This is a genomic window from Pseudoalteromonas sp. 4NS20-0020, from assembly GCF_057554385.1.
On record NZ_BAAJMI010000001.1, the window covers coordinates 452,585 to 463,698 of the forward strand.

Consider the following 11,114-nt stretch of genomic DNA (forward strand, 5'->3'; position numbering starts at 1 on the left):
AAAATTTAAAGGGAATTAATATGAACAAAGAAAACGTTTTAATCCTTGGAATTGGGTTTATTGCTGGTGTGGGTTTAACTTGCGGATATTTTAGTTTGGCTTCAAGTGACTCAACTCCCGCAAAGGTACAGCATGCTGATACAAAGCAGCAGACCCCTCTTGTTCAGCCAGCTAAAATAAGTGAAGCAACAGCAAAGCGTGTTGTACCAGCTGCGCCTGAGCAAAGTGATCGCTTAGAGCAAAAAGATATTTCCCCTAAACCAGATCCACAACCCCTTGATGAGCTTCCCCTAGAAGAGCAAGTTACACAGCTTAAGCTGCAATTAGCTCAGCAAAAGTCGGTAATGGAAAGTGTGGTCAAGCAGTTGCGAGCTCCAAATGATGTGCAAGCCGCTTTACAGGCACAGTTTGATCAACAACAACGTGATGAAGAGTGGGCTTATCAAACTGAAACCGCATTACAGGATTTTTTACTTACCGCAGATTTAGCATCGATACCTGATATTGTCAGCGCAGAATGTAAAACATCGGTTTGTAAATTTAAACTTGCAGCGCCAACGGATAACGATTCATTCGATCATACCCAATGGCGAGAGCTAAACGATAAGTTAATGAAGCAAAAGCTTTGGTTGCAATTTAAAAGAACAACCTCGACTTCAAGCGACACCGAAATAACGTTACTAATGGCAACAGAGCTTTAAAGCGCTGTTGACTTTACAGAGCCATCGACCAGCTCTGTAACTAATACATCACCGGCTTTAATTTGACCCACAGATTTAACCACCTTCCCTTGTTGTGTTTTAGTGATGCTATAACCGCGTGCTAAAACATTAAGCGGGCTTACCGAATCTAGCTTACTTGCTTGTAATGCCAGGCTATTATTGGCTTGTTGTAATTGTTGTTGTATAGCTTGGTTTAATCTTGCTTGTAATTGCGACAGCTGATGAGAAGCTTGTGCTAGCTTTTTGTCGGGAGATTGACGCATTAAACGTGGCGTTAAATTATTAAGCGTTCGCTCTTGTTGGTACAACCGGCTTTGCATAGCTTGTTGTAAGGCAATACTTAACTCATCTAATCGCTGCGCTTTTTGATTTAGCTGATTGCGCGGGTGGCATAGATTTAAACGATGTTGCAATTGGGTTGCGAGTGCACGCTTATCTGCAATGCTATGTTTAAATGCATTATTTAAGCGATTAATAAGCTGGGTTACTTTGCTATGCAACTCTTGCGTGTTAGGACTTACAAGCTCAGCCGCCGCAGAGGGGGTAGGGGCTCGCATATCGGCAACATAATCACTGATTGTGGTGTCTATTTCATGGCCTACGGCACTTATAATAGGTAAATCACTGTTATGAATAGCGCGGGCGAGTTGTTCGTGGTTAAAACACCACAGATCTTCAAGTGAACCACCGCCGCGTCCTAAAATAAGTATGTCTACTTCGTTGCGTGCATTGGCTAACTCTATTTGGTTAATCAAATGTATGTGGGCTTCTTTACCTTGCACCATGGCTGGGTAAATAATGACTTCTAATTGCGGTGCGCGGCGTTTAAGTACGGTTAATATATCTTTTATAGCTGCGCCCGTTGCAGAGGTGATTACACCAATACGGTTTATATTTTGCGGCAGTGGTTTTTTGTATGCAGAGCTAAATAGCCCTTCAGCAGCAAGGCGCATTTTTAGCGCATCAAACTCTTGCTTGAGTTGGCCTTCGCCTGCCGGCTCCATATGTTCAACAATAAGCTGGTAATCGCCGCGAGGCTCATAAAGTGATACGCGTGCTTTTACTGTTACTTGTGCGCCGTTTTCTGGGCGGTAACTTTGGCTTCGGTTATTACCTCGCCACATAGCCGCTTTAATTTGTGCTTTGTCATCTTTTAACGAAAAATACCAATGCCCAGAAGCTGGCGCAATAAAATTAGAAATTTCACCAGTAAGCACTAATGAAGCAAAGCCTTGCTCTAGTACTGTTCTGATCTCTCTATTAAGGCGCGAGACGGTATAAACCGTTTGCGAAGGCTTTGAAAACATAAAAAACAACCTAAAACTATTTATGAGGCAAGTTATAAGGGAAGTTTATCATAAATATTTGCGAAATATTATTTACGAATGCCTATAACGCTGTTAAGATTTGGCCGCAATTCCTTATCTTAGATCCACATGTGAGAAGTTGCCAAAATGCTTAGAATTGCTAAAGAAGCTCTTACCTTTGATGACGTACTTTTAGTACCAGGTCATTCTACTGTTTTGCCACACACGGCAAATATTTCAACTCGCTTAACGCGTGGTATCAAACTTAACTTGCCGCTTATTTCAGCATCTATGGATACTGTTACAGAAGCTCGTTTAGCTATTGCCCTTGCGCAAGAAGGTGGTCTTGGTTTTATTCATAAAAACATGACTATTGAAGAACAAGCGAAAAACGTACGAAAAGTTAAAACCTACGAAGCGGGTATTGTGTCTTACCCTGTAACAGTGACTGCTGATTTAACAATTGCAGATGCTATGGACCTTGCTGAAGAAAAAGGGTTCTCAGGCTTTCCTGTTACCGACCCAGAAAACACTTTAGTAGGTATTGTTACAAGCCGTGATATGCGTTTTGAGACAAAACTTGAACAGCCAATTTCGACTGTTATGACTAAAAAAGAAAAGCTAGTTACCGTTAAGGAAGGCGCAGCTCGCGAAGAAATTTTAGGTTTAATGCACGAACACCGCATTGAGAAGATTTTAGTTGTTGATGATGCGTTTAAACTTAAAGGCATGATCACCGTAAAAGATTACCAAAAAGCGCAAGATAAACCACATGCATGTAAAGACGAGTTAGGTCGTTTACGTGTAGGTGCTGCGGTTGGTGTTGGCGCTGGTACTGATGAGCGTATTGCTGCATTAGTTGAAGCGGGTGTTGATGTTCTACTTATCGATACTTCTCATGGCCACTCTCAAGGTGTTATTGACCGCGTATCTGCAACTCGTCAGGCTTATCCAGATCTTCAAATTGTAGCGGGTAACGTTGCAACTGCTGAGGGAGCAATAGCGCTAGCTGATGCCGGTGTTGATGCAGTAAAAGTAGGGATCGGCCCTGGTTCTATTTGTACAACCCGTATTGTTACCGGTTGTGGTGTTCCACAAATCACGGCTATTTCAGATGCAGTTGATGGTTTAAAAGGTCGCGACATTCCAGTAATTGCCGATGGTGGTATTCGTTTTTCAGGCGACATTGTGAAAGCGCTTGTTGCGGGTGCATCGTGTGTAATGGTGGGCTCAATGCTCGCAGGTACCGAAGAAGCGCCAGGCGAAGTAGAACTATATCAAGGCCGTTACTACAAATCATACCGTGGTATGGGCAGCTTAGGCGCGATGGATCAAAAAGAAGGTTCATCAGATCGCTACTTCCAAAAATCAAACGAAGCTGACAAGTTAGTCCCTGAAGGTATTGAAGGTCGCGTAGCGTATAAAGGGCCAATAGCGACTATTATTCACCAGCAGGTAGGTGGCCTTCGCAGCGCAATGGGCTTAACGGGTTGTGCAACAATTGAAGAGCTAAACACTAAGCCTCAGTTTGTGCGTGTTACATCTGCAGGTATGGGTGAGTCGCATGTTCATGATGTGCAAATTACCAAAGAAGCACCAAATTACCGCTTAGGTTAAACAACGACTTGAAATTACGGGGCTGGCTTTTACCAGCCCTCTTTAATAGCCACTAAGCAAATTAGTGGAATTTAGCATCTACTTTACGAGATACTCCATGAGCAAAGATATTCACGATTCACGAATTCTCATTTTAGACTTTGGTTCACAATACACTCAGCTAATCGCTCGCCGTATACGCGAAATTGGTGTTTACTGTGAGCTGTGGGCATGGGATGTGACTGAAGAGCAAATTCGCGAGTTTAACCCACAAGGTATTATTCTTTCTGGTGGCCCAGAGTCAACCACACTTGAAAACAGCCCTCGCGCTCCTGAGTATGTGTTTAATGCAGGCGTTCCTGTATTAGGCATTTGTTATGGCATGCAAACAATGGCTACTCAGCTTGGTGGTAGTGTTCACAGCTCTGATAAAAAAGAGTTTGGTTATGCGCAAGTTGAAAAGGTAGGCAACTGTGCATTGTTTGCTGCAATTGAAGATCATATTACCGATGGCGGCAATGGCGTTTTAGACGTATGGATGAGCCACGGCGATAAAGTAATGGAAGTACCAGCAAGCTTTAGCACTACAGCTAAAACACCAACGTGTCCGCATGCTGCTATGTCTAACGAAGAAAAACGTTTTTACGGCGTACAGTTTCACCCAGAAGTAACGCACACTCATCAAGGGCAACGTTTATTAGAGCGCTTTGCTATTGATATTTGTGGTTGTGAAAAACTGTGGACTCCAGCAAAAATTATTGATGATGCCATTGAGCGCATTAAAGAAACCGTTGGCGACGACGAAGTTATCTTAGGCCTATCAGGCGGTGTTGATTCATCGGTTGTTGCTATGCTTATTCATCGTGCCATTGGTGATAGATTAACATGTGTATTTGTTGATAACGGTTTACTTCGTTTAAACGAAGGTCAGCAAGTAATGGACATGTTTGGCAACAAGTTTGGTTTAAACATTGTTAAGGTTGATGCTGAAGATCAATTTTTAGCTGACCTTGCCGGTAAGTCAGATCCAGAAGATAAGCGTAAAGCTATTGGCCACACGTTCATTAATGTATTTGACGAGCAAGCTAAAAAACTTAAGAACGCTAAATGGTTAGGTCAAGGTACCATTTACCCAGACGTTATTGAGTCAGCAGCATCTGCTACAGGTAAAGCACACGTTATTAAATCTCACCACAATGTGGGCGGATTACCAGATGACATGAAAATGGGCCTAGTTGAACCACTGCGTGAGTTATTTAAAGATGAAGTACGTAAAATTGGTTTAGAGCTAGGTTTACCTTACGACATGCTTTACCGCCACCCATTCCCGGGCCCTGGTTTAGGTGTACGTGTACTTGGTGAAATTAAAAAAGAGTACTGTGATTTACTTCGCCGTGCAGATGCTATTTTCATTGAAGAGCTGCACAAAGCCGAGCTTTACCATAAAGTAAGCCAAGCGTTTACCGTGTTCTTACCAGTTAAATCGGTAGGTGTTATGGGCGATGCCCGTAAGTACGATTGGGTTGTGTCACTGCGCTGTGTTGAAACTATCGACTTTATGACTGCGCGTTGGTCACATTTACCGTATGAGTTTTTGGGTGTGGTTTCTAACCGTATCATTAACGAAATTGATGGTATTTCACGCGTTGTTTACGATATTTCTGGTAAGCCACCGGCAACTATTGAGTGGGAATAATTTACCCTGCATTTAGTTTTGTAAATTAAAGTGATAAAAAACGGCGAATTAGCATGCTAATTCGCCGTTTTGTTTATTTAAAAAGCAGTTAAACTAAATGTGTGATTTTTCTCTTTACCTTTAGCGAAACTTCTCTATAATTCGTCGTCATTGCAGGGGCGTAGTTCCAATTGGTAGAACAGCGGTCTCCAAAACCGACGGTTGGGAGTTCGAATCTCTCCGCCCCTGCCATTTCTTCTTTACATCGTATTTATTAATTCTTATATTATCTTACTTCCTCATTTCATCGAGTCGTTATGCATTCACGGTACGCAGCTGTTTTTGATATTGAAAATCTCGAATTAAATACTCATTTTCGACCAGTAAATACTGAACCCCTTAGAAATAATGTTGAAAAAGAATTAACGCCTGCTTCATTTGAATCCCTTGAGCTTTCTAGCCAATTACTTGCAGATATTAATCGTGCAGCAGTGCCTGTAGCTATAAATAGCGTGGTGAAAAGCAAGCACATGCAATTAACGGGTGATCAGCTTGAATTGCCATCCCCACAGCTAAATGCAACCGATAAACGTGCTTTGTGGGCTTTAATAAGTGAACACCTTGATAAACTTTAAACCTGTAAATAACGATGCCTTAGAAGCGCTTATGGCTATTGAAAACGCGTGTCATAGTCATCCTTGGACTTTAAAAACGATGAGTTCATGTATTGGTGGGCGTTATTTTAATTTAGCGGCTTTTGATAGTGACATACTCGTTGGTTTTTACATTGGTGAAAAAGCAGGGCCAGATTTTACGCTTATGGATATATGCGTGACGCCTGAGCACCAAGGTAAGGGAATTGCTAAGCAGCTATTGAGTAAATTTATAGAGCACGGTGAACAGCAAAATGCCGAAAATTTATTTTTAGAAGTTCGAGAGTCAAATACGCGTGCAATTAAACTTTATGAGCAAGCTGGGTTTATAGAGATGTCGGTACGAAAGAATTATTACCCAAGTGATGATGCAGCTAAAAACGGTTTTGAAGATGCTATTTTAATGGGTATGGCATTAAGCTTAGGGTTTATGTAATTCTTTTTAGTTGCAGGCAGCTAACTGTTTTATTTTGAGTTAATTGCCTGCTTTATTGCCACTATTACTGAGTTTATAATTTCATCTCTTTGTGATTTATTGCTACTTTTTAGGTTTTCTTCAAGGTTGCCTGCGCTTTTGTAAATAGCATCAAAGTTAAAACATCCTGCACTGCCTTTAACACTATGCGCAACTGCTTTTAGGCTTTCCCAATCTTGTGCATGGTGAAATGTTTTTATTTTTTCCAAATAACTGGGTAAGTTTGCTAAGTAATTATCAGATATCTGTTGAAACTTTTCACTTTTTAACAAGTCATCCCACTTATTTTGATTATCCTTTTCAAGGTGCAAGTAGCTAACAAGTACGTTTTCGAGGGCATCTTTATCTATTGGTTTTCCAAGCGCTTTGTCGCAGCCAGCTTCTATATAGGTGCCGATATCGTGATTCATTACGTTTGCGGTGAGTGCAATAATGGGACCGTCGTAAGCAGCATGTCGTAGCATTTTGGTGGCTTCAAGCCCACCCATGACGGGCATTTGCATATCCATAATAATGAGTTGATAGTCGTTTACTAGCGCCATTTCTACGGCTTGTGCACCATTATTAGCTATGTCAGGCTCAAGCCCCCAAGTTTGCAACAGCAACTTAATCAGTAGCTGATTATCTGGGTTATCTTCAGCAACCAAAATATTTGCGTCAAAGCTGTTAGTCGCAAATGATAATAGAGGGTCTTTTTCAGGGGTTAATTGTGCATGATCGACAAGCAGCTCAAGCTCGGGTGTTTTGCCTTTTAAGTGGCAAGCAGCACTAATTGAAAATTTACTTCCTTCGCCCACTTCGCTTTCTAGTTTTATGTCGCCACCCAGTAATTGTGCCAAATTTTTAGATATACATAATCCTAACCCAGTACCACCAAAGCGACGTGTAGTTGTCGCATCTGCTTGTTCAAACGGTTTAAATACACGAGAAATTTGATGCTCAGACATACCAATACCGGTGTCGGTTATTACAAACTCAATGAGGTTGCTTTGAGCATGATAATGCACACAAATAGAGACATGCCCTTGCTCTGTAAATTTAACGGCATTGTTTGCCACATTAATTAAAATTTGTTTTAATCGTGTCACATCCGTGTATATAGTTTGCGGTATTGGTAAGTCAAAAATAATATTAAGTTCTAAACGCTTTTCTTGCGCCAGTGGCGTTATGATTGACTCAATATCATGGATTAACTGCACAACGTTCACAGAGGCTTGCTCTACAGCTAATTTTTCAGCTTCAATTTTAGATAAATCCAAAATATTGTTAATGAGTTCAAGTAAGTGCTTTGAGTTTCGTAAAATAGTACTTAAATGTTGTTTGTCGTTTACTATTTTATCGTTATGTAGCAACTGCTCTGTAAAGCCCATAATAGCGGTGAGAGGGGTTCGTATTTCATGACTCATGTTTGCTAAAAAACGACTTTTAAGTTGGTTAGCTTGCTCTGCTTGGGTAATTGCGAGTTCAAGTTGGCTATTCATAGACTCAAGCGCTTGAGTTCGGCTTTCCACCTTGTCTTCTAGATGATGTTTGTATTCTTCGAGTTGTTGTTGATAGTGCCTAATTTGATTAACCATGTGGTTAAAGTCGTTAAACAGTATGCCTACTTCATCATCGGTATGAGCGGGTAAGCTTACTGCTAAGTCACCGTCACCTACTCGGTGACTGGCTGCACCTAATAGCTCTATTGGATTTAACAATAGGTTACGTACAACAACAAATATCAAGATAGGTAACGAGATCACTGAAATAATAACAATCAGACCCGTAATTAGGCTAATGGCTTTGCCCGACTGATGAAGTACCGCTTTGGGAATTGTTGATACGTAATAATAGCCGCCGCTCATTTGTACGGCAAAAATCATACGTTCGATTTTATCAATGCTCGATAACTCAATGGTAGAAAGTGAGCCTATGTCGGCCAAATCGTGAACCTTATTAAGTTCATATTCGCTAATGTATTGGCCTCGTAAATTATAATTAGAGCTAAATAGTATTTTACCGTCTTTGGTCAACAATAAATTGAGCGTATTGTTATAAGGCGCTTCTAAAATACTAGTATTTAAAATTGAAGGCTCAACATTTACAACAATAAACCCCAGTTGTTGTGGGCGTTTTAGGTAATAACCCACGCTGTCTATTCGTTGCACAAAATACAGGCTGGTTGTGCCGTCGGGTTTTTGAACCATAAACTGTTGTTGGCTCAAATTGCTTTGTATAACCTGATTAAAAAAGGGGTAGTTTTTTGGCGCTATGGTTAAATTATTTGAATGATAGGCGTCACTTTTACCACTAGCCGATACTAGATTTATACTAATAATGTCAGGGTAGGCTTCGCTGTAACTGGCAAATACATCCATTAGAGCGCCAAGCCTGCGTGTATAATTTCCGTCTAAAAGGGCGTCATTGGCCAAAAAGTCGTTAAGTACCGGAGAGCGAGAAAGTAGCTTAGTGGTAGAGTGGAATGAGTCTATATAGTTAAACGCTTTTTGCTGTTGCTGCTCAACAAAGCGGCTCATGATTAGATCGGCTTGTTTTTGCGTAGAGTTAGTTACATTAGTTAACGTAAACCCACCTAAAAATAGCAGGGGCAATATAACAAGCGGGGTTATATACCATAATAATCTAATACTTAACTTACTGGTTTTCATTAACTAACTAATATCCTTGACGCAATCTTTTTATAGTATGCGTTACAAGTTTATTAAACAAGCCTGCGCTTTACTCATCGTTAAAATATAAACTTTAGTTAGAGATAACTTCTCCTTTATGCGTAGGTTTTAATTACTTAATTAAGTAAAAGTTTTTATTTTGCTTGAGTCAAATTACAAACTAAACGGCCTGAGTTTAAATATTAATAAAAAAGATCAGTTAATAACTAACCATTGATTGTTTAAAGGGTCAAGATCAGCGAAAATAGTCTTTAATTACGATTAACATAACGGATCGCAAACTAGGGGCTAATTTACTCTTGGTTTTGGTGTGTTGAGGTTTCGGGGTTTAGCAGTTTTAGCCTTTAAACGTCTGCACACTTTATGGTGATATTATCCGTATTCAAACTATAAGAACTTTTTAATGGCAGACCAAAATCTCCTTAGCGAAATAAATAAACGACGTACTTTTGCAATTATATCTCACCCGGATGCAGGTAAAACCACCATCACCGAAAAAGTACTTTTGTTCGGACAAGCGATTCAAAAAGCCGGTACTGTAAAAGGCCGTGGCTCTAATCAGCATGCAAAGTCTGACTGGATGGAAATGGAAAAAGAGCGTGGTATATCGGTTACTACCTCTGTAATGCAATTTCCGTATAACAATGCGCTGGTTAATTTACTTGATACCCCTGGACACGAAGACTTCTCTGAAGATACGTACCGTACTCTTACCGCGGTAGATTCGTGCTTAATGGTTATTGATGCCGCAAAAGGTGTAGAAGAACGTACCCGTAAGCTAATGGAAGTTACGCGCCTACGTACCACGCCAATTGTAACCTTTATGAATAAGTGTGACCGTGATATTCGTGACCCAATGGAACTACTTGATGAAGTAGAAACAGAGCTAAATATTGCCTGTGCGCCTATCACTTGGCCAATTGGTTGTGGTAAAGAGTTTAAAGGTGTTTATCACATTCATAATGACGAAGCGGTTTTATACAAAACAGGCCAAGGTCATACAATTCAGGAAGTTCGCACTGTTAAAGGCCTTGATAACCCAGAGCTAGATACCGCCATTGGTGAAGAACTCGCTGAGCAACTACGTGAAGAACTAGAGCTTGTTATAGGGGCTTCAAACGAGTTTGACCTTGAACTATTTTTAGCGGGTGAGCTTTCGCCAGTATACTTTGGTACCGCCCTTGGTAACTTTGGTGTAGACCATGTACTTGATGGTTTAACACAGTGGGCGCCAACGCCACTACCGCGTGAAACAGAAGACCGCCAAGTAATCGCAACAGAAGAGAACTTTACTGGTTTTGTATTTAAAATACAGGCTAACATGGATCCAAAACACCGTGACCGTATTGCCTTTATGCGTATTGTGTCGGGTAAATATAGTCAAGGCATGAAGATGAATCATGTACGCCTTGGTAAACAGGTGAGTATTTCAGATGCAGTAACCTTTATGGCAGGCGATCGTGAGCGTGCAGCAGATGCATTCGCAGGCGATATTATTGGTTTGCATAACCACGGTACTATTCAAATTGGTGATACCTTTACACAAGGCGAAAAGCTTAAGTTTAGCGGTATTCCTAACTTTGCGCCTGAACTATTTCGTCGTATTCGTTTGCGTGATCCGCTTAAACAAAAGCAGCTATTAAAAGGCTTAGTACAGCTTTCTGAAGAAGGTGCGGTACAAGTATTTAGACCGCTCATTAATAACGACTTAATTGTAGGCGCGGTAGGTGTACTACAGTTTGACGTAGTTGTAGCGCGCTTAAAAGCTGAGTACAACGTAGATGCAATTTACGAAGGTGTAAACGTAAATACAGCGCGCTGGGTAAGCTCAACTGACGTTAAAAAGTTTGAAGAGTTTAAACGTAAGTGCGAAAGCAACTTAGCACTTGATGGTGGCGATAACCTAACTTACATAGCACCGAGCCGTGTAAACCTTAATTTATCGACAGAGCGTTACCCTGAGGTAACCTTTAACCATACTCGCGAAAACTAGAATTGACTGACTAAAGTAAAC

8 protein-coding genes and 1 tRNA gene are annotated in these 11,114 nt (G+C 40.8%); 7 read left to right on the forward strand and 2 right to left on the reverse strand.

What is annotated here, in order from left to right; genetic code table 11:
• Positions 1-20 precede the first annotated feature (20 nt).
• The gene (locus AC27JL_RS02075; RefSeq protein ID WP_487194689.1) at positions 21-701 is read left to right on the forward strand and encodes a hypothetical protein; all 681 of its coding nucleotides are present in this window, start codon (positions 21-23) and stop codon (positions 699-701) included.
• Here AC27JL_RS02075 and xseA read toward each other — a convergent pair.
• Positions 698-2,029: an exodeoxyribonuclease VII large subunit gene (gene xseA, locus AC27JL_RS02080; protein ID WP_058428460.1), complete on the reverse strand. Its 1,332-nt coding sequence runs from the start codon at positions 2,027-2,029 to the stop codon at positions 698-700. The two genes, AC27JL_RS02075 and xseA, sit on opposite strands and share 4 nt — an antisense overlap.
• A 147-nt stretch (positions 2,030-2,176) precedes the next feature.
• Between xseA and guaB the strand changes: the two genes are divergently transcribed.
• The 5 genes from guaB (at position 2,177) to rimI (ending at position 6,389) form a co-directional block, all read left to right on the forward strand.
• Positions 2,177-3,646, forward strand: a complete 1,470-nt coding sequence (guaB, locus tag AC27JL_RS02085) for an IMP dehydrogenase (protein WP_008130378.1) — start codon at positions 2,177-2,179, stop codon at positions 3,644-3,646.
• 97 nt (positions 3,647-3,743) lie between these two features.
• Positions 3,744-5,321 (forward strand): glutamine-hydrolyzing GMP synthase, encoded by a 1,578-nt coding sequence (gene guaA, locus AC27JL_RS02090; protein ID WP_487194690.1) that lies wholly within the window; start codon positions 3,744-3,746, stop codon positions 5,319-5,321.
• Between the two features lie 154 nt (positions 5,322-5,475).
• A tRNA-Trp gene (locus tag AC27JL_RS02095) sits at positions 5,476-5,552 on the forward strand.
• Positions 5,553-5,617: 65 nt separating this feature from the next.
• Positions 5,618-5,935, forward strand: a complete 318-nt coding sequence (locus tag AC27JL_RS02100; RefSeq protein WP_203984556.1) for a hypothetical protein — start codon at positions 5,618-5,620, stop codon at positions 5,933-5,935.
• Positions 5,922-6,389 carry a ribosomal protein S18-alanine N-acetyltransferase gene (gene rimI / locus AC27JL_RS02105; RefSeq protein ID WP_487194851.1) on the forward strand — a complete coding sequence of 156 codons (468 nt, stop codon included), beginning with the start codon at positions 5,922-5,924 and terminating at the stop codon, positions 6,387-6,389. The genes AC27JL_RS02100 and rimI overlap by 14 nt, the downstream gene beginning before the upstream one ends.
• Positions 6,390-6,418: 29 nt before the next feature.
• Here the strand turns inward: rimI and AC27JL_RS02110 are convergent, their stop codons facing one another.
• Positions 6,419-9,079: a hybrid sensor histidine kinase/response regulator gene (locus AC27JL_RS02110; RefSeq protein WP_487194691.1), complete on the reverse strand. Its 2,661-nt coding sequence runs from the start codon at positions 9,077-9,079 to the stop codon at positions 6,419-6,421.
• A 424-nt stretch (positions 9,080-9,503) separates the two neighbouring features.
• On the opposite strand from AC27JL_RS02110, the gene prfC reads away from it, so the two are divergent.
• Positions 9,504-11,093 (forward strand): peptide chain release factor 3, encoded by a 1,590-nt coding sequence (gene prfC, locus AC27JL_RS02115; RefSeq protein WP_248518530.1) that lies wholly within the window; start codon positions 9,504-9,506, stop codon positions 11,091-11,093.
• The last annotated feature ends 21 nt before the right edge of the window (positions 11,094-11,114 follow it).

Coding starts and splice junctions, on each gene's coding strand:
- AC27JL_RS02075 (WP_487194689.1), top strand. CDS start 21: ATGAACAAAGAAAACGTTTTAATCCTTGGAATTGGGTTTATTGCTGGT.
- AC27JL_RS02110 (WP_487194691.1), bottom strand. CDS start 9,079: ATGAAAACCAGTAAGTTAAGTATTAGATTATTATGGTATATAACCCCG.
- xseA (WP_058428460.1), bottom strand. CDS start 2,029: ATGTTTTCAAAGCCTTCGCAAACGGTTTATACCGTCTCGCGCCTTAAT.
- guaB (WP_008130378.1), top strand. CDS start 2,177: ATGCTTAGAATTGCTAAAGAAGCTCTTACCTTTGATGACGTACTTTTA.
- prfC (WP_248518530.1), top strand. CDS start 9,504: ATGGCAGACCAAAATCTCCTTAGCGAAATAAATAAACGACGTACTTTT.
- AC27JL_RS02100 (WP_203984556.1), top strand. CDS start 5,618: ATGCATTCACGGTACGCAGCTGTTTTTGATATTGAAAATCTCGAATTA.
- guaA (WP_487194690.1), top strand. CDS start 3,744: ATGAGCAAAGATATTCACGATTCACGAATTCTCATTTTAGACTTTGGT.